This window comes from Sphingopyxis sp. H115 (assembly GCF_001468465.1).
In the GTDB taxonomy this organism is placed as follows: domain Bacteria; phylum Pseudomonadota; class Alphaproteobacteria; order Sphingomonadales; family Sphingomonadaceae; genus Sphingopyxis.
The window spans coordinates 26,178-44,490 of sequence record NZ_LNSA01000005.1 but is presented as its reverse complement, the minus strand read 5'-3'; the positions used below and the strand labels follow the sequence as shown (position 1 = coordinate 44,490).

The following is an 18,313-nucleotide window of genomic DNA, read 5'->3' as shown; positions in this document are numbered from 1 at the left end:
AAAAGGCCGGGATGCTCTATCAAGCAGGCGCCCGAATGCAATTGGCTATCGGCCGCCCCTCCCCCGAAGGGAAGGGGCGCGTTAGGCTATTCCGCCGCCTGCTTGACGAACAGTTCGCGGCGCGGACCGATTTCCCTAGCGACCTTCCAAAGTGCGTCGGCATCGACATCATATACGTCGAGCGCGTTGATCCCGAGCATCGCCTGGATATCGTCGTCGGGCAGGCCGCCGAGGCTGACCGTCATCTTTTCGAGCGTACTCGGCCAGGTGCCTTCGGGGTGCGGATAGTCGGTGCCCCACAGGATACGGTCGACGCCTATGTCATAATAGGCCTGCGTCGTTTCCTCGTCGGGCAGCGCCGAACAGCCAACCCACACGTTGCGCGCGAAATACTCGCTCGGTTTCATGCTCATATTGGCATAATAATCGCCGAGTTTGCCGCTCGTGTGCTTGGCCGAGGCGCGGATGTCCATCAGCTGCATCACCCACGGGAACCAGAATTCACCGCCCGCCTCGGTGAAGCAGACCTTGAGCTTCGGATATTCCTCGAACACCCCGCCGAAGGTCATCGACCACAACGGCCGCGTCATCCAGAAGGCGAATTCGCACAGATAGGTTCCGATCCACCCGGGCTGCGTCGTGTCGTAGCCCGGCGACGCCCCCGAATGGAAATGCAGCGGCATGTTGTAATCCTGGAGCATCGCCCAGATCCGGTGATATTTGGTGTGGTTATAAAGGTCGTACCCCTCGGTCAGCGCGGGGAAGAACACGCCCTTGAGCCCGTTCTTGCGCGCCCATTCGATCTCCTTCGCGGTTTCGTCGAGATCATAGAGCGCGGGGATCACGGCAAGGCCGATGCGGCGATGCGGATCGTCCTGGCAGAATTCGGCGAGCCACCGGTTGTGCGCGCGGGCGCCTGCCCATTGCAGCTCGGCGCGTGCGGGCGACGGCTTCAACCCGATGTCGGCGCCGAAGGGCGGCGCGTTGCGTTCGGTGATGCCGTCGGGGAAGAGCACCTCTGCCGCGACGCCGTCCTGGTTCAGAACGCGGTTGCGGATCGTGCCGTCCCACGCGCCTTCGAGGCCGTCGCCGACGCGCGCCCGCCATTTGGTGTTGAAATCGTCGATCAGGAAGCGCTTCTCATGCTCCTCGCGCGCCTTGATTTCGAGCTGTACCGTCTCGTCGAACTGCTGGTGATATTTCGCTTCGAGATAGTCGCGATAGCGCTCGGGCGGGAGGCCGACGTGGCCGTCCGACGAAATGACAAGATAACGGTCCATATTTCCTCTCCGCTTCATTCTTTCGAGATGCGCGCTCCGCCCCAGCTCAAGCCGGACCAGGCGCTTTGTCATGTCCCGACACTATGCGCTTCGCGCGCAGGAAAAAGCGGCCGGGCGGCAACGCACTATCGCTCATCATGGACAATACTCGGGTCGGAGGCCGGCGCAGGCCGCCGGACCAGAGCGTCGAGCAACAGCAGCGCACCGATCGCCACCGCGATCGCAAAGGGCGCGGGCCGCCACCATTGATAGGCCATCGAGGCCAAGATCGGCGGCAAAGTGATCGACGCACCCGCGATCAACGTCGTCGCCGATGCGATGCCGACCTGCTCTCTCGCCGAACCGGCGAGCGAGGCCGCAGCACTGAACCCGGGCCGGGCCAGACCATAGCCAAAACTCGCCACCACGAACCCCAACACCGCCGCCCCGATGCTGCCATCGAGCGCCGCGGCCGCATTGCCGGCGACGGCGAGCGCAACGCCCCAACGCATCATCGACAGCGGTGAAAGCCCCAGCAGCCGCACGAGCCCCCATTGGGCAATCAGCGCCGCGACGGCTCCCGCCGTCATAGCAATGCCGATGATTTGCTGCGCGGTCATGGCGCCACTGGGCGCCCGGTCGATGATCACGAAGCCGATCGTGTAGAGGTTGATCGCCTGCGCCGAACACAGCAACAGCCCGAAATTGAGGTGACGCCCGATCGACTTGCGCCGCCACACATCGATGAGCGACGGCGCGGCCGGGTCGGATGCCGCCGCCGCAGCAGCAGGCGGGGTCTTCGGAAGCAGCCGCCACGAACACGCCAACGCGAGCGCGCCGAGCACGGCGAAGCCGAGCATCGGGCCCAGCGGCCCCAACGGTTCTATCATCATGGCAGGGGCGATCGCGGGCCCGACGATCGTACCGAGGCTGAGCGCGCCGGCCAGCCCGGTGATCGCGTGCGTCCGCGCCATCCCCTCGGTTCGCGCCGCGACCAGCGCCTGCGTCGCGGTCGCCGCCGCGGAGCCCAGCAGACCATAGATGGAGCGCAGCACGGCGAAACAGCCGAAGGTCGCGAGCGGTGGCAAGATCGCGAGCAGCCCGAGCTCGACCGACAGCGCGCAGCCGCCCATCGACAATATGAAGCCGACCAGCCCGGCGCGAATATAAAAGGCTGGCCCGGCACGCCCGATCCGCGACACCCAGAAGGGCGAGCTGACCGCCCAGGTCAGCGCCGAGACCGAAAAGATGCCGGCAACAAGAAAATCGGGGATGCGCAGCATCCGGCCGATCGCAGGCATCACCGACACGAGCCCGATGTTGCCGATTGCGGTCAGGAAGGTCACCGCCCCCAAAAAGGGCAGTACCCATCGCGACCCCGTCGCGGGCGGGGAGGAACAGGCTGGCATCGGATGGCCCCGATCAGAAGCGGATGCGCAGCTCTCCTCCAAAGCTGCGCGGATCGCCGAACTGGCTCAGCGTCAGGATGCTGAGGTTGATCGCGCTGACCAAATACTCCTTGTCGGTCAGATTCTTACCCCACAGCGCGACTTCGGCGGTCGCGCCGCCGCCGAGCTCGATGTCGGTGAGAGCGATTCGCCCGTCGAGCAGCCCATAGGACGGCATCTTCGAGAGCGGGTCGGGAGTGATCGACGAATATTGGCTGCTGCGCCAGCTATAGTTCAGCCCAGCCTCGACCTGCCCGATGCCGACATCGTGGCGATAGAGCGCGCCGATCTGGTAATTCCACTTGGGCACGCGCGACAGGACATAGGTATCGGTGACATCGGTGCCGTCGGGCAGGATGAAATCGGTATAGCGCGCATCGACATAACCGCCGCCGAAATTGATCGTGAAGCCGTCGACCGGGCGCAGCGTTCCTTCGACCTCGAAACCAGTGAACTTCGCCTTGCCCGCATTGATGATGTTCGTCGTCACCAGCGAGGGCACGAATACGCCCGCCTGAAAATCCTTGTAAATCGAATGGTAGACTGCGGCGCTCAGGTTAAGCGCATTGCCAAGACCCGCATATTTCATGCCGAGTTCGAACGAGGTCAGTTTTTCGGGATTATAGGCGGTCATGAACGCCGTGTTGGTCGCGGCAGTATCGTTGATCCCGCCGCTCTTGAACCCTGTCGCGAAACGGCCGTAGACCGAGAAATCGGGCTGAAACTTATAGAGGATGTTGAATTCGGGGTTGAAGCGTTTCCACACCCCCGAGTTTTCGAGCGGAATCAGGTCGGTATAGCCGATCCCGCCCGCGCCCGGCCGGGCGCCGGCGGCGGGTTCGCCGCTGCGGGTGATCGGATTGCCGTTGGCGTCGCGCTCGAACACGCCCGACCCGGGCGCAGCCGGATTGGCGCGGTAGGCCGAATTGGACAGCAGCAGCTCGTAGGCATGCTTCGATTCGCGTGTATAGCGGAGCCCGACCGACGCGGTCAGCTTCTCGTCGAGCGCTTGCGGCGTCCAGGCGAACTGGCCATAGCCGGCATAGGATTTGGACCCGCCGCCGCGCTCGCTGATGTCAAACGCGTTGCCCCCGAACTGGAAGTTCCAGCGCGGATTGAAGACGTCATAGTCGTCGTTCAGATAGAAGAGGCCGAGCGTGTACTTGAAATCGCCGGCAGTTCCGATCGCCTGCAATTCCTGCGTGAACTGCTTGTAGTCATTGTTGAGGACAATGCGCAAAAGATCCAGCGGGCTACCGTCGAAATCGCTTGCCGACCGCGTTATCGCGGTCCGCCGCGCGGTAATCGACTTGAGCGTCAGATCCCCGAGACCAGGCTCCCATTCGAGCGTCAGCGCATGGCCGTTGGTGCGATAATCGCTGCGAAGCGCGCTTTGCGCCCCGATCTCGCGCGTCCGCCCCGAAACGACATAGGGCCGCATCAGCGCGTTGACGAACGCGGTCGCGCCCGATCCGGTGACCGCGGTCGCCGCAAGCTGGTTCGGCGTGCCCTTGCTGTCCGAAATGTCATAGCTGTAGAGCGCGCTGAAGCTGCCCGAGGGGCGCCACAGCAGGTCGGCGCGCGCCGCCCACAATTCTTCCTCGCCGAAATTCTTCCTGCGCAGCGAGTTGCGGTAATAGCCGCCGTCGAGCTTGGTGATCAGTCCGACCTTGGCGCTGAAGCCCGCAACCTCGGGCAGGTCGACCGAAATCCGCTGGTTGAACTGCCCCCAGCTTCCGGCGCCTGCGAGAAATTGCCCGCCGAACTCGCCGCTCGGCTTGCGGGTGATCAGATTGACCGCGCCGCCGATCGTGTTCTTGCCGTACAGCGTGCCCTGCGGCCCGCGCAGCACTTCGACGCGTTCGAGGTCGACGGTATCGAAGGCCGCGCCGGTCGATTTCCCGATCGGCACGCCGTCGATATAGAGCCCCACCGGCTGGTCGCGGGCGAGGCTGGTGTCGGCCGACGGCGACAGGCCGCGGATCGTGATCAGCGGGCCGAAGCTGTTGCCGATCGTTTCGTTGATCTGGATGTTCGGGACGACCGTCGCGATGTCCGACACGTTGCGGACCTGCGCGCGGTCGATCGCCGCGCTGCTCACTGCGGAGACCGAAATCGGAACGTCGACAAGCCGCTGTTCGCGGCGCTGTGCGGTAACAACGATCACACCGTCGTCGGGGGCGATTTCGGGCTCTGCCGCCGGCGCCACCTGCGCGAACAATTGCGGAGATTGGATTGCAGCGACCGCGACAGCCGCCAACAAAAGGGGTTTCAGATTGGCCATTGCATTCCTCTCCTGGACAGCGCGAGTTGTTTTGCCTCGCTACCTGCCATTTATATTTGTTCGTACGCGCCAGAAGTGCGGCAGGGTCAGAATAGGCGGGGTGATCGCGCGATAAAGTTTAGTTCAAGGACAGACTGTCCACGCCGGCGACCAATGGATCGCCGCTTGCTCCCCGAAACAGCTTGCGCCCGTTCAGCTCCCCGATGCTGGTTCGGCGAAGTTTCATCGTCTTGATCCGCTGCAATCACCATTTGGGGGCGCGTTGAACAGCTGCGGCGCGCGAACTCGCGACTGGAAGTCTGGCCATCAGTCGTTCTCATCCATCGCTCTTCTTGCCATCCCCCTGAAGGCCCCGTTCGCTACACTGCCTAGGAGCCGTCGGCAGCCAGCTTTCGCGATCGACGACCAAGGTATTGCAAGCGATTTCGAGGTCGAACGCACCGGGCGTCCGAACATGAAAGCCGACGTCTAATCATCGATGGGTCGCCCGATCGAGGTGCATTCCGGGACCGTCGCGACATGCATCCCGTCATGACGTCTGCCGACGTCGCTGGCCGTCCCGTACCAGCACCACATATCCGCCGGCGGCATCCCGAGCGTCCCGCTCCTTCGATGTCGCGACTATCCGCTCTTGGCGCGACGGATAAGCGGTTCGGTCTTCGACAATAGCGCGCGCCTTCAGTCGAGCACGGCTGTTCGAGCCAGTTTGTGCAGGAGGCTTCTGAACTGACCGAGATCGGCAGGATTGGAGGGCTCATAGTTGCGCCGCTCCCCCACCTGGCTGCTGTTGCAAATGTAGAATAGAATTCCGCCCGCTACCGCATTTATGAACATCATCGTAGATATGGGACGAAAAACGCCTTCGTTTATTCCGCAAGCGAGAGTGCGCTCCATATCGTCAAGGACAACATAGGAGAATTCCACCGGGTTGCCTTGGCGCACGGCGGTATCCGCGACGAGACGCTGGAGAATTCTGGCCGCAGAGGGGCGCTCGACGAAAAAATCGAGCCACGCGTCGAGATGCGCGAGCAGCTTCGCGGTGCAATCGCCCGTTTCGGCGGTTCGCGCCGCGCTCGCCGCGCTCATATCGTCAAATATTCGCTGTTCAACCGCGTCATAGAGCTTCTTCTTCGTCGTGAAGTGATGAAGCAGCGATGGTCTGCGAATACCAACGGCGTCGGCGATATCCTCCAGGCGCGCAGCCTGAAAACCCACGAACGCGAAAACATGCTCCGCTTCGCATAAAATCGCCTCGCGGGTCGCATCCGCGCGTTCCTTGCGCGTCGCATGGCTTTGAAGGGTCACCTGCATCCGGGGGTTCTGGCCGATTCTCTTATCCCTTGCAATTCGTCAACTTGCGATTACACGATTCACCTACTCACGAGTAGGCAATTGAAAGCGGGCAAAACCGCAGAATGGGAGGGAGCCACATGATTATCAAAAGAACCGGTTTGGCGCGTGTGACGCTGGCAGCATCCGCCGCCACTTGGCTGATTGCGACACCGGCGCATGCCGAGGAAAGCGACACCGCGCAGGAAATCGGCATCGCCGACATCGTTGTGACGGCGCAGAAGCGTGAGGAAAATCTTCAGGACACCCCGATCTCGATGGTCGCGCTCAATGCCGACGCACTCGAAACGAAAGGCATCGGCTCGCTGTCGGACCTGTTTACCGGCGCGGTGCCGTCGATCCGGATCGCGCCTTTCGTTGGCCGCGTATCGGCGGTCAGCATCGGTATGCGCGGGCTTGTGCCCGTCGATGCAACGCAGGTGACGCGCGACGCGACCGTCGGCGTGTATGTCGACAGCGTCTATCTGGGCCGCGTGTCGGGACTGGGCATGGAACTGGCCGACATCGAGCGCATCGAGGTACTGCGCGGGCCGCAGGGCACGCTGTTCGGACGCAACACGATCGGCGGCGCGATCAGCGTCGTGTCAAAGCGCCCGACAGGCGAACTCGGCTTCGACATGAAGGCCGGGATCGGCAATTATCGCGGCCGTTCCTTCGCGGCGCACGTCAACCTGCCCGAAGCAGCCGGGATCAGCGTCAAGGTCGACGGAGTTTTCGAAGGCCGCGACGGACTGGTCCAGAACCCGCTGGGCGGCGACGCGCGCGACTATGGCGAGATCGAGAAATACGGCTTCAAAATCTCGGCGCTGATGCGCCCCGCCGAGAATGTCTCGATCCTCTATTCCTATGACCTGTCGCGCGACAAATCGACGAGCCTCTATCATTATATCACGGCGTCCGACCAGTCGCCCGCCAACACCCCCTCCTTTATCACGCTCGACACGGGCCGCGTCAACGTGGGGCGGATCGGCCTTCCCGTCTATCGCAATCCGCAGGAGGCGAAGGGCCACAGCCTGACCGCCGAATGGGAAATCAGCGACGCGCTGACGCTGCGCTCGATCTCGGCCTGGCGAAACCTCGATTCGACGCAGAATGACGGCGACGAGGGCTCGAATACAAGCTGGGGTCCGGGTCGCCGCTTCGGCCGTTTGAGCTACGCCAATGTAACGCAGGACCAGTTCAGTCAGGAAGTGCAACTCGTCGGCGACGTGGGCGAACTGAAATTCGTTCTCGGCGGTTATTATTTCAAGGAAAATGGTCGCGACGAGGCGATCGTCTATTCGCTGGGTACGCTCAATCCGACACTGACCGGGGTCAACCTTTTCCCCGAACCTTCGCCCGACGGCGGGGCTGCCCTCCCCGATCGTGCCGCCGACGTTCGCGTGCGATCAAAAGCACTTTTCGGCCAAGCAACCTGGTCGCCTGAAGCGATCCGCGGGCTGCATCTGACAGCGGGCGCGCGCTACACCGACGATCACAAGGACGGGCGCCTGCTTTTCATTCGGGGCGCCGACCCGGATCTGTCGTTCATATTCGACTCGAGCCGTATCGATCCGATGGCGACGGTGGCCTATGATTTCAGCGACGATATCAATGCCTATGTGAAGTGGAGCCGTGCCTATCGTGCCGGCGGGGCGAACACCCGATCGACGATCCTGCGAACCTTTGGCGAGGAAGAGCTGACCGCTTGGGAAGCGGGGGTGAAAACCGACCTGTTCGACCGCCGCCTCCGCGTCAACCTCGCCGCCTATGCGAGCCGCCTGTCAAACCAGCAGGTCGATTTTGTCAATCCTGCCTTCGTGTCGAACACCGAAACGGTGAACGCGCCCGAAAAGCGCAAGATCAAAGGTATCGAGGCGGATATCACCCTCGCCCCACTGCGCGGCCTGTCGCTGTCGGCGAACTACGTCTACACCGACGCGCCGCCGACACCGGTGCGCAACATCTTCACCGGCGAGGTCGAGGAAGTATTCTCCGCCTTCACGCCGAAGCATTCGGCCTCTTTCTCGGCCGACTATCTGTTCCCGGCCTTTTCGTTCGGCCAGCTGCGCGCGCATGTCGGGCTCGACACGGCAGGCAATTATATTCCGAACGGAACGGTGGAAAACAAAGCGGAGAAAGCGCTGCTGCTGAACGCCCGCCTGTCGCTCGGCGAGATCGAACTGGGCGGCGGCGAGATGGAAGTGGCGGTCTGGGGCAAGAACCTGACCAACACCACTTACAATCTCCTCGATTTCCGCATCAGGGGGCGGACGACCGCGACATTCTACAATGAACCGCGCACCTATGGCCTCGAAGCTCGGGTCAGGTTCTGAGGCGCGCCCGGTGGCGGAGCCGTCACCGGGCGGATTTTCGGAAGGAAGACGAAAAATGAAGAAGGCATTTATCGCGCTGTTGCTGCTCTCGCCGCTCCCCGCGATCGCGCAGGGCGCGCCCGCGACCACCCGGGCCGCCCAGGCACAGGAACGGACGCGCGAGATTGCGCTGGCGGGCGGCGACAATTTCCGCGACGTCGGCGGCTATCGTACCGCCGACGGCCATAGCGTGGCGTGGGGCAAGCTCTATCGCTCGGCGTCGGTCGGGCGTTACACTGCCGGGGATCAGGCGCTGATCCGCACCTTGTCGGTGGGGTCGATCATCGACCTGCGCTCGACGCGTGAACGGCAAGCCGACAAGACGCCGTGGATGCAGGATGCGGATGTCGGTTACTGGACGCGCGACTATGACCTCTCGGGCGGCAATCTCGGCGCGCTGTTCGCGAAGGGCGCGAAATTCGACGCCGAAACGATGCGCGGCGTGATGATCCAGGGCTACCGCGGCTTTCCCAAGGAGCAAGCCGCGTCCTACCGGATATTGTTCGATCGGCTGCTTAATTCGGACAAGGCGGTGATCGTCAACTGCACCGCCGGCAAGGACCGCACCGGCCTTGGCGTCGCGCTGGTACTCAGCGCGCTCAGCGTTCCCTATGAGACGATCATGGAGGATTATCTGCTGAGCAACACGATGCTCGACACCGATGCCTTGCAGGCCGACGCGGGGATGAAGGCCGCGATGACGGCGCTGCCCGCCGATGTCGCCAAGCCTCTGCTCGGGGTCGAGCGCGCCTATCTCGACGCGGCCTTCGAGCAGATCAACAAGGATTATGGCAGCGTCGATGCCTATCTGGACCGCGAACTGGGCGTCGACGCCGCCGCGGTCGCGCGGCTGCGTCAAAGAATGACGAGCTGATCCGAATTGGCAGGGCCACCAATCGGCGGGCGGGCGGCCCTGCCAACCCTCTATCCGCCGTTCATCTGCGCGAGCGAGAGGAATAGCGGACGTTCGCCGCCACCGTGCACCGCGATCTTCGCTCCGCTGACATAAGCGGCGTCAGTCGAAGCAAGGAAGCTCACCACCCCGGCGATGTCCATTCCGCCCGCCATGCGGCCGAGCGGCAACATCGCGTCGATACGCTTCATACCCGCCTCGCCGCCATAATGGTCGAGTGCCGCCTCGGTCGCGACCAGTCCGACGACGACCGCGTTGACGCGCACCTTCGGTCCCCATTCCATCGCGAGCGATTCGGTGAGGCTGAGCAGCCCGGCCTTTGCCGCGCCATAGACCGCGGTCCCCGGCGACGGGCGCACTCCCGACACGCTGGCGATGTTGACGATGCTTCCGCCTTCGGGCTGCGACTGCATGATCCGGTTCGCCGCCTGCGCGACGTGCAGCGGGCCGAGCAGGTTCAGCGCAAGCACGCGCTCGGAGAAGCGCGGCGATGCGGTCGCGGCGTCGGCCTCAGGCGAGCCGCCGGCATTATTTACGACGAGATTGAGTCGGCCATGACGTGCGATGATGCGGTCGATCATCGCCTGCACCTCGTCGGCGATGCGAACATCGCACGCCTCGAATTCGGCGGCGCGCGCCTCGTGCGATGGGGGTTCGGCAGGCGCATTACGGCCGCAGATCACGACGTCGAAACCGTCGGCGAGCAGGCGCCCCGCTATCGCGCGGCCGATACCCTTACCACCACCGGTGACCAGCGCGACGCGCCGTTTTCCGTCTGTCATTTCCGCCTCCGTCCTTCGACCGACCTCTTCGCTCCGGCCAACAGAAAGTCTCCCCCCATATGGCGGTATCGAACCCGCCGCCAGAGTCCCTAATCGCATCGGACAATGGCGGAGCACACACCTCCCGTCGCATGATCACTGGAGAGTGGATTGAACAAGCAGCTAACCATCGAGCAGTTCGTCGCCTCGCTGAAGAGCGGGATGACGATCGGGATCGCCGGCTGGGGACCGCGCCGCAAGCCGATGGCGCTCGTGCGTGCAATCCTGCGTTCGGGCCTCAAGGACCTCACCATCGTCGCCTATGGCGGGCCCGACGTCGGCATGCTGTGCGCCGCGGGCAAGGTGAAGAAGCTGATCTTCGGCTTCGTCTCGATGGATGCGATCCCGCTCGAGCCCTATTTCCGCAAGGCCCGCGAGGCCGGAACGCTCGACATCCTGGAACTCGACGAGGGGATGCTGCAGTGGGGCCTCAAGGCCGCGGCGTTCCGCCTGCCCTTCCTCCCCACCCATGTCGGGCTCGGCACCGATGTGATGACGCATGGGGGCTTCAAGACCGTGCAGTCGCCCTATGACGATGGCGAGGTGCTGCTCGCGATGCCCGCGCTGAAACTCGATGCGGCGCTGCTCCATGTTCACCGCGCCGACAAGCTCGGCAATATCCAGGCGCTCGGGCCTGATACCTATTATGACGAATGGTTCGCGCGTGCGGCGGACAAGACATTCGTTTCGGCCGAAGAAATCGTCGACCGGATGGATCATAGCTATCCCGAGGAGGCCCGCGCCAACATCGTCGAGCGTTGTTTCGTCCACGCCGTGATTGCGGCCCCGCTCGGCGCGCATCCGACCTCGCTGCCGCCTTCGTACGGCTGGGACATGCAGCATCTCAAGGCTTACGCCGCGAGCGCGCGCGAGGACGGCGGCTGGGACGCCTATGCCGCGGACGTCGTCGGCGCTGACGAAGCGGGCTACCTCGACCGCGTCGGCGGCAAGGACGCCGTCGCCGCCCTCCCCCTTCCCATCTTCTGAGGCGGCCGACACCATGACCACCGCACCCGATTTCACCCTCTGCGAACAACTGATCGTCGCCGCGTCCGAAGCGTGGCGCGGCAATGGCGAACTCGTCGCGACCGGCATCGGCCCCGCGCCGCGCCTCGCCGCGTCGCTCGCCAAGCTGACGCACACACCCGAACTGATGATGACCGATGGCGAGGCGTATCTGGTCGAGGACCCGGTGCCGCTCGGCCCGCGCGGCTATGACGACCGCAAGGCGGCGGGCTATCTCCCCTTCTCGCGCTTCTTCGACGCCGCGGTGTGGCCGGGCAAGCGCCACGCGATGGTCACGCCGAGCCAGATCGACCGCTTCGGCCAGACGAACATCTCCTACCTTGGCGGCAGCTATGACCAGCCGAAGGTGCAGATGCTCGGCGCGCGCGGTTTTCCGGGCAACAGCATCTGCCACATCAATTCGATGTTCGTCCCCGCGCATTCGAAGCGCGTCTTCGTCGAGGGCGAAGTCGATATGGTGTCGAGCGTCGGCTACAATCCCGCGCGGCGTGCCCCAGGCGTGAATTTCAGCCGCGTCGACCTGCGCCTGATCGTCACCGACCTCTGCGTCATGGATTTCGGCGGCAAGGACCATGCGATCCGCGTCGTCATGCTCCACCCCGGCGTGATCTTCGATCAGGTGCAGGAGGCGACCGGCTTCGCGCTCGAAGCCGCCGCCGAGATCAAGACCACCCCGGCCCCGACCGCCGAGCAACTTGCGATCATCGCGCAGCTCGATCCGCACAATCTCCGCGCGACGGTGATCAAGGACAATCCTGCGGGCAAGAGGAACTGAACGATGAGCGAGCAGAATGACGGACTGGTCCCGCCGGTCGACGAAGCGCCGGTTTACGAGACCGACACGCCGGTCCTCTATGAGGCGGCGGACGGCATTGCGTGGGTGACGCTCAACCGCCCGCAATATCATAATGTCCAGAACAGCCAGATGACCTATGCTCTCGACGACGCCTTCTTCCGCGCGGTCGACGACGATGCGGTCAAGGTCATCGTGCTGAAATCGGACGCCAAGCATTTCAGCGCCGGTCACGACATCGGCACGCCGGGGCGCGACTTTCACTCGCGCGTCGATCGGCGGCTGATGTGGTACGACCATGCAACCAAGGCGGGCGCCGAAAAGGCCTATGCCCGCGAGCATGAGCAATATCTGGGCATGTGCAAGAGGTGGCGGGACATTCCCAAGCCCACCATCGCGCAGGTCCATGGCGGCTGCATCGCCGGCGGGCTGATGCTCGCGTGGGTGTGCGATCTGATCATCGCTTCCGACGACGCCTTCTTTCAGGACCCGGTGCTGCAGATGGGTTTCCCGGGGCTCGAATATTTCGCGCACTGTCATGAGCTCAATGTCCGGCTGGCGAAGGAATTCCTGTTCCTCGGCGAACGGATGAGCGCCGAACGTGCGCGCGAAGCCGGGATGGTCAACCGCGTCGTCCCGCGCGCCGAGCTGGCCGACGAGGTCAAGCGCGTCGCCGAGCGGATTGCGACCCAGCCGCGTCTCGCGCTGCAGCTCGCCAAGCAGGCGTGCAACCATATGGAGACGCTGGCGGGCAAGAATGCCGGGATCGACGCGGCGTTCGGCTATCATCATTTCGCGCACGCGAACAACAGCCTCGTCAAGGGCGACTATATCGCCGGTTTCGACGGCAAGAAGATGGCGGCGGCGAACAAGAAGGATGCCGCGGGCTGATGGCCGACCCGCTCGCCACCCTTCTGACCGAGCGGCTCGGCTGCCGCTTGCCGGTGATCCAGACCGCGATGGGCTGGATCGCGACACCGGGGCTGGTGATCGCGTCGAGCGAGGCGGGCGCGTTCGGCTTCCTCGCGGGCGCGGTGATGCAGCCTGCCGAGCTCGAAGCTGCGATCCTCAGCGTCAAACAGGGCACGCGGCAGCCTTTCGGCGTCAATTTCCACATGTTCCAGCCCGGCGCGGTCGAGATCGTCGAGATCATCCTGAAGCACCGCGATCAGGTCCGCGCGGTGAGCTTCGGGCGCGGCCCCGATGCGAAGATGATCGGCCGCTTCAAGGACGCAGGCATCCTTTGCGTGCCGACCGTCGGCGCGGTCAAGCATGCGCAGAAGATGGTGCAATTGGGCGTCGACATGGTCACGGTGCAGGGCGGCGAAGGCGGCGGGCATACGGGCTCGGTCGCCTCGACGATCCTGCTGCCGCAGGTGCTCGACGCGGTGAAGGTGCCGGTGATCGCCGCGGGCGGCTTCGGCGACGGGCGCGGGCTCGCAGCGGCGCTGGCCTTCGGCGCGGTCGGCATCGCGATGGGAACGCGCTTCCTGATGACGCGCGAAAGCCCGATCCCCGACCTCACCAAGGCGCGCTACGTCAAGGCGGGCACCGACGATATCCTCGTTTCGACCAAGGTCGACGGCCTGCCGCAGCGGATGATCAAAAACGCCCTGCTCAACCGGATCGAGCGTTCGACGGGTCTCGGCATCTGGCGCCGCGCGGTCGAGAGCGGGCTTGCGATGAAACGCCAGACCGGCGCCTCGTTCGGCGAATTGTTCAAAGCCGCGAAGGGCATGACCAGCCACGGCGGGCTGACGCTGCCGCAGGCGATGATGGCCGCCTCGGCACCGATGTTGATCCAGAAGGCGGTCGTCGAAGGTGACCCCGACCGCGGCCTGATGGCAACCGGCCTCGTCGCCGGGCGGCTCGACGATCTGCCGGGCTGCGCCGACCTGCTCGCGGGCATCGAACGCGACGCGCGCGCGCGGATCGCCGCCCTCTCCTCTTCTTCGACAACAGGGGTCTGACCCATGCCGATCCATAGTGAGATCAAGGACCGCATCGCCGAGATCGTCTTCGACGTCCCGCCGGTCAACGCGTTCGACAGCGCGACGTGGAACAGCCTGCCCGCGATCATCCGCGACGCCGGCAGCAATCCCGAGGTCAACGTCGTGCTCATCCGAGCTGCCGAAAGCGCGCGCGGCTTCTGCGGCGGCGTCGATATCAAGGAAATGCAGGCGCATCCCGACCGTATCACCTTGCTCAACCGTGGCAATTATCTGACCTTCAAGGCGGTACGCGACTGCGAGGTGCCGGTGGTCGTCGCGGTGCATAAATTCGTGATCGGCGGCGGCATCGGCATCTGCGGCGCGAGCGACACAATCATTGCCGCCGACGACGCCTATTTCTCGCTGCCCGAGGTCGATCGCGGGGCGATGGGCGGCGCATCGCACCTCTCGCGCATGCTGCCGCTGCACAAGGTGCGCGCGGCCTTCTTCACCGGCGGCAATATTCCCGTCGAGGAGGCGTATCGGCTCGGCGCGGTCGAGAAAGTCGTGCCACGCGAAAAGCTCGTCGAAGAGGCACGCGCCTTCGCGAGCGTCATCGCGGGCAAGTCGCGCAAGGCACTGGTGATCGCGAAGGAAGCGCTGAACGGGCTCGAAGCACGCGACGTCGACCGCGGCTATCGCTGGGAACAGGGCTTCACGCTCGAAATGTACATGCACGAAGACAGCCAGAAATCGCGCGATGCCTTTGTCGAGACGGGCAAGGCGGCCGAATTCTGATGCACCTCGCCTATACCTCCGAACAACAGGCCTTCCGCGCTGAAGTGCGCGCGTGGATGGAAGCGAATGTCCCCAAGAAGCCGCTGGTCACGCTCGAGCGCGAGGACGGCTATCATCAGCACGTCGAATGGGAGCGCAAGCTCGCGAGCGGCAACTGGGGGATGGTGACGTGGCCCGAAGCCTATGGCGGACGCGGGCTCGACCTGATCCAGTGGCTGATCTTCGAGGAAGAATATTACCGCGCCGGGGCGCCCCTGCGCGTCAACCAGAACGGCATCTTCCTGCTCGGCCCGACGGTGATGGAGTTCGGCACCGACGAACAGAAAGCACGCTTCCTCACGCCGATGGCAAAGGGCGAACTGATCTGGGCGCAGGCCTGGTCCGAGCCAAACGCCGGGTCGGACATGGCGGCGATCACGTCGAAGGCGATCCGCGACGGCGACCATTATGTCATCAGCGGGCAAAAGACCTGGTCGAGCCGCGCAAGCTTTGCCGACTGGGGCTTCGGCCTGTTCCGCACCGATCCGGACTCGAAGCGCCACAAGGGGTTGAGCTTCATCCTCTTCGACCTCAACGCCCCCGGCGTCACGCGCCGCCCGATCCGCCAGCTTCACGGCGATCCGGGCTTTGCCGAGCTGTTCTTCGATGAGGTACGCGTGCCGGTCGCAAACCGCATCGCGGGCGAAGGCGAAGGCTGGAACGTCGCGATGGCGACCGCGGGCTTCGAACGCGGGTTGATGCTGCGTTCGCCCGCGCGCTTTCAGGCGGCCGCCGAACGCCTCGTCGCGTTGTTCCGCAAGCATGAGGCCGCCGCCGCGCCCGCCGCGCGCGAGCAGGTGATGCAGGCGTGGATGGACGCGCAAGCCTATGCCTACAATACCTATGCCGTCGCTTCGAAGATCATGGCGGGCGGGCATATCGGCGCCGAAGCGAGCCTCAACAAGATATTCTGGTCCGAACTCGACCGCGCCGCGCACCGCACCGCGATGCAGCTTCTCGGCGCTTCGGCCGAGCTGCGGCACTTCGACGGTGGCGCGCTCAACACATGGCTCGAAGGCTATATCTTCTCACTCTCGGGCCCGATCTACGCCGGGTCGAACGAGATCCAGCGCAACATCATCGCCGAGCGCCTGCTCGGCCTGCCGAGGTAAGCCGCGATGGATTTCACGATCACTGAAGATCAGGCGGTGCTGACGCAGGGCGTGCGCGACTATCTGGCGGGCGTTCACGCGCCCGAGCTGCTCCGCGCGCTCGACGCAAGCGACAGCCGCCGGTCGGCCGATGTCTGGCAGGGCCTTGTCGAAATGGGCCTGCCAGGCCTGCTCGTTCCCGAGGCGGAAGGCGGACTCGGCCTGTCGTTGCTCGACGGCGTGCTGATCGCCGCCGAACTCGGCCGCGCCGGGGTCGCCGAACCGCTCGCCGACACCGCGCTCATCGCCGCGCCTTTGCTCGGCAAGGCGGGCAATCAGGATGCACTGCTCGCGGCAATTGCCACCGGCGAGGCGAAAATCGCGCTCCAGCATCCGGTCAATCCGTGGGTCGCCGATCTCAATGGCGCGAGCCATGTCCTGTCGGTCAAGGACGGCGCGCTGCTGCTCGCCGAAAACAATGGCCGCGCCGATCTTCTCGAAAGCGTCGATCCCCTCCGCCGCCTCTATGCGCCGGTGGCAGCCGAAGGCACTGAAGTGGGCTCGGCCGATGCGCTGCTCGACCATGCCGCGCTGATTGACGCCGCGCAGCTGGTCGGCGTCGCCGACGCGATGCTCGAACAGGCGACCGACTATGCGAAAAACCGCAGCCAGTTCGGCCAGCCGATCGGCAGCTTTCAGGCGGTCAAGCATCACCTCGCGACCGCGGTCGTCAAGATCGAGTTCGCCAAGCCCGTAATCCAGCGAGCCGCGGTGGCGCTAGCCGAAGGATCGGCCAGCGCGCCGGTGCATGTGAGCCATGCGAAGCTTGCCGCCGCCGACGCCGCGTGGGCGATGAGCGAGACCGCGATCCAGACGCACGGCGCGATGGGCTATACCTATGAAGTCGACCTGCATTTCTGGATGAAACGCGCCTGGGCGCTGTCCGGGGCATGGGGCGACCGCGCCTTCCACCTCGCGCGCATCGACGCCGCCGTCATCGGCGGCGCGCTGCCGATCGGCCCCGGCCACAGCTTCGCATAAGGGAAATCATCAATGGCTGAAGCCTATATCATCGACGCCGTCCGCACCCCGATCGGGCGCAAGAAGGGCAGCCTCGCCGCCGTCCACCCCGCCGACCTTGCCGCGCACCCGATCACGGCGCTGGTCGAGCGCACCGGGATCGATGCCAATCTGGTCGACGATGTCGTCTGGGGTTGCTGTGATACGATCGGCCCGCAGGCGGGCGACATCGGCCGCACCGCATGGCTGGTTGCGGGCCTGCCCGAGCATGTCCCCGGCACGACGATCGACCGCCAATGCGGATCGTCACAGCAGGCGGTGCATTTCGCCGCGCAGGGCGTGATGAGCGGGACGCAGGATCTGGTCGTCGCGGGCGGCAGTCAGGCGATGAACGCCATTCCTATCTCGGCCGCCATGTATGCTGGGCAAGCCTATGGCTTCGACAGTCCCTTCGTCGGCGCGAAGGGATGGGACGCGCGTTACGGCACCGAGGAGATCAACCAGATCAAGTCGGCCGAGATGATCGCCAATAAGTGGCAGATCAGCAGAGAGGCGATGGAAGAATTCGCGACAGAATCGCATCGCCGCGCGCAGGCCGCGATCGACAATGGCTGGTTCAAGGGCGAAATCGCCCCCTTCGAAGGACTCGAACAGGACGAAACCGTCCGCCCGCAGACGACCCCCGAAGGGCTCGCGACGCTGAAGACCGTCAACGAGGGCGGCGTCATTACCGCCGGCATTGCCAGCCAGAATTGCGACGGCGCGGCCGCGCTGCTGATCGCGAGCGAGGCGGCGGTGAAGGCGCATGGGGTGAAGCCCCGCGCGCGCATCCACCATTTGTCGGTTCGCGCCGACAATCCGGTGTGGATGCTCACCGGCCCGATCCCCGCAACGAAATATGCGCTTGAAAAGGCGGGCATGTCGGTGGGCGACATCGACCTGTTCGAATGCAACGAAGCGTTCGCGAGCATTCCAATGGCGTGGATGCAGGAACTCGGCGTCCCCCATGAAAAGGTCAACGTGCAGGGCGGCGCGATCGCGCTCGGCCATCCGATCGGCGCCACCGGCGCACGCCTCATGACCACCTTGCTCGGCGCGCTCGAACGCACCGGCGGCCGCTACGGCCTCCAGACCATGTGCGAAGGCGGCGGCCAGGCCAACGTCACCATCATCGAAAGGCTGTAAG

Annotated in this window: 15 protein-coding genes; 10 read left to right on the top strand and 5 right to left on the bottom strand. The window is 64.5% G+C overall.

Going from position 1 to position 18,313, the window contains the following annotated elements; genetic code table 11:
* Window positions 1-86: 86 nt before the first annotated feature.
* The 4 genes from ATE71_RS05315 to ATE71_RS05300 form a co-directional block, all read right to left on the bottom strand.
* On the bottom strand, window positions 87-1,280 hold the full coding sequence (locus ATE71_RS05315; protein WP_058802445.1) for an amidohydrolase family protein: 1,194 nt from the start codon (window positions 1,278-1,280) through the stop codon (window positions 87-89).
* 125 nt (window positions 1,281-1,405) lie between these two features.
* Window positions 1,406-2,605, bottom strand: coding sequence for an MFS transporter (locus ATE71_RS05310; RefSeq protein WP_058802444.1), 1,200 nt, complete (start codon window positions 2,603-2,605; stop codon window positions 1,406-1,408).
* 76 nt (window positions 2,606-2,681) lie between these two features.
* Window positions 2,682-4,991 carry a TonB-dependent receptor gene (locus ATE71_RS05305; RefSeq protein WP_082665093.1) on the bottom strand — a complete coding sequence of 770 codons (2,310 nt, stop codon included), beginning with the start codon at window positions 4,989-4,991 and terminating at the stop codon, window positions 2,682-2,684.
* Window positions 4,992-5,669: 678 nt separating this feature from the next.
* Complete coding sequence (locus ATE71_RS05300; protein WP_058802443.1) at window positions 5,670-6,302, bottom strand: TetR/AcrR family transcriptional regulator; 633 nt, start codon at window positions 6,300-6,302, stop codon at window positions 5,670-5,672.
* A 119-nt stretch (window positions 6,303-6,421) separates the two neighbouring features.
* Between ATE71_RS05300 and ATE71_RS05295 the strand changes: the two genes are divergently transcribed.
* Window positions 6,422-8,656 (top strand): TonB-dependent receptor, encoded by a 2,235-nt coding sequence (locus tag ATE71_RS05295; protein ID WP_058802442.1) that lies wholly within the window; start codon window positions 6,422-6,424, stop codon window positions 8,654-8,656.
* A gap of 55 nt (window positions 8,657-8,711) precedes the next feature.
* Window positions 8,712-9,569, top strand: a complete 858-nt coding sequence (locus tag ATE71_RS05290; RefSeq protein ID WP_058802441.1) for a tyrosine-protein phosphatase — start codon at window positions 8,712-8,714, stop codon at window positions 9,567-9,569.
* A gap of 50 nt (window positions 9,570-9,619) precedes the next feature.
* Here the strand turns inward: ATE71_RS05290 and ATE71_RS05285 are convergent, their stop codons facing one another.
* Complete coding sequence (locus ATE71_RS05285) at window positions 9,620-10,390, bottom strand: SDR family oxidoreductase (protein WP_058802440.1); 771 nt, start codon at window positions 10,388-10,390, stop codon at window positions 9,620-9,622.
* A 150-nt stretch (window positions 10,391-10,540) separates the two neighbouring features.
* Here ATE71_RS05285 and ATE71_RS05280 point away from each other — a divergent pair, with 150 nt between their 5' ends.
* The 8 genes from ATE71_RS05280 to ATE71_RS05245 are packed head-to-tail and all read left to right on the top strand — an operon-like array spanning window position 10,541 to window position 18,312.
* Window positions 10,541-11,416 carry a CoA transferase subunit A gene (locus ATE71_RS05280; protein WP_058802439.1) on the top strand — a complete coding sequence of 292 codons (876 nt, stop codon included), beginning with the start codon at window positions 10,541-10,543 and terminating at the stop codon, window positions 11,414-11,416.
* Window positions 11,417-11,429: 13 nt separating this feature from the next.
* The gene (locus ATE71_RS05275; RefSeq protein WP_058802438.1) at window positions 11,430-12,230 is read left to right on the top strand and encodes a CoA-transferase subunit beta; all 801 of its coding nucleotides are present in this window, start codon (window positions 11,430-11,432) and stop codon (window positions 12,228-12,230) included.
* A gap of 3 nt (window positions 12,231-12,233) precedes the next feature.
* Window positions 12,234-13,139 carry an enoyl-CoA hydratase gene (locus ATE71_RS05270; protein ID WP_058802437.1) on the top strand — a complete coding sequence of 302 codons (906 nt, stop codon included), beginning with the start codon at window positions 12,234-12,236 and terminating at the stop codon, window positions 13,137-13,139.
* Window positions 13,139-14,218, top strand: coding sequence for an NAD(P)H-dependent flavin oxidoreductase (locus tag ATE71_RS05265; protein ID WP_058802436.1), 1,080 nt, complete (start codon window positions 13,139-13,141; stop codon window positions 14,216-14,218). The genes ATE71_RS05270 and ATE71_RS05265 overlap by 1 nt, the downstream gene beginning before the upstream one ends.
* Before the next feature lie 3 nt (window positions 14,219-14,221).
* Complete coding sequence (locus ATE71_RS05260) at window positions 14,222-14,977, top strand: enoyl-CoA hydratase family protein (RefSeq protein ID WP_058802435.1); 756 nt, start codon at window positions 14,222-14,224, stop codon at window positions 14,975-14,977.
* The gene (locus tag ATE71_RS05255) at window positions 14,977-16,128 is read left to right on the top strand and encodes an acyl-CoA dehydrogenase family protein (protein WP_058802434.1); all 1,152 of its coding nucleotides are present in this window, start codon (window positions 14,977-14,979) and stop codon (window positions 16,126-16,128) included. Before ATE71_RS05260 ends, ATE71_RS05255 begins: the two co-directional genes overlap by 1 nt.
* A 6-nt stretch (window positions 16,129-16,134) precedes the next feature.
* The gene (locus tag ATE71_RS05250) at window positions 16,135-17,148 is read left to right on the top strand and encodes an acyl-CoA dehydrogenase family protein (RefSeq protein WP_058802433.1); all 1,014 of its coding nucleotides are present in this window, start codon (window positions 16,135-16,137) and stop codon (window positions 17,146-17,148) included.
* A 12-nt stretch (window positions 17,149-17,160) separates the two neighbouring features.
* Window positions 17,161-18,312: an acetyl-CoA C-acetyltransferase gene (locus tag ATE71_RS05245; RefSeq protein ID WP_058802432.1), complete on the top strand. Its 1,152-nt coding sequence runs from the start codon at window positions 17,161-17,163 to the stop codon at window positions 18,310-18,312.
* Window position 18,313: the final 1 nt, after the last annotated feature.

What these genes read in the sequence shown, in the direction of transcription:
- ATE71_RS05285 (WP_058802440.1), bottom strand. Translation starts at nt 10,390, where the DNA reads ATGACAGACGGAAAACGGCGCGTCGCGCTGGTCACCGGTGGTGGTAAG.
- ATE71_RS05265 (WP_058802436.1), top strand. Translation starts at nt 13,139, where the DNA reads ATGGCCGACCCGCTCGCCACCCTTCTGACCGAGCGGCTCGGCTGCCGC.
- ATE71_RS05250 (WP_058802433.1), top strand. Translation starts at nt 16,135, where the DNA reads ATGGATTTCACGATCACTGAAGATCAGGCGGTGCTGACGCAGGGCGTG.
- ATE71_RS05245 (WP_058802432.1), top strand. Translation starts at nt 17,161, where the DNA reads ATGGCTGAAGCCTATATCATCGACGCCGTCCGCACCCCGATCGGGCGC.
- ATE71_RS05260 (WP_058802435.1), top strand. Translation starts at nt 14,222, where the DNA reads ATGCCGATCCATAGTGAGATCAAGGACCGCATCGCCGAGATCGTCTTC.
- ATE71_RS05300 (WP_058802443.1), bottom strand. Translation starts at nt 6,302, where the DNA reads ATGCAGGTGACCCTTCAAAGCCATGCGACGCGCAAGGAACGCGCGGAT.
- ATE71_RS05305 (WP_082665093.1), bottom strand. Translation starts at nt 4,991, where the DNA reads ATGGCCAATCTGAAACCCCTTTTGTTGGCGGCTGTCGCGGTCGCTGCA.
- ATE71_RS05270 (WP_058802437.1), top strand. Translation starts at nt 12,234, where the DNA reads ATGAGCGAGCAGAATGACGGACTGGTCCCGCCGGTCGACGAAGCGCCG.
- ATE71_RS05290 (WP_058802441.1), top strand. Translation starts at nt 8,712, where the DNA reads ATGAAGAAGGCATTTATCGCGCTGTTGCTGCTCTCGCCGCTCCCCGCG.
- ATE71_RS05295 (WP_058802442.1), top strand. Translation starts at nt 6,422, where the DNA reads ATGATTATCAAAAGAACCGGTTTGGCGCGTGTGACGCTGGCAGCATCC.
- ATE71_RS05275 (WP_058802438.1), top strand. Translation starts at nt 11,430, where the DNA reads ATGACCACCGCACCCGATTTCACCCTCTGCGAACAACTGATCGTCGCC.
- ATE71_RS05255 (WP_058802434.1), top strand. Translation starts at nt 14,977, where the DNA reads ATGCACCTCGCCTATACCTCCGAACAACAGGCCTTCCGCGCTGAAGTG.
- ATE71_RS05315 (WP_058802445.1), bottom strand. Translation starts at nt 1,280, where the DNA reads ATGGACCGTTATCTTGTCATTTCGTCGGACGGCCACGTCGGCCTCCCG.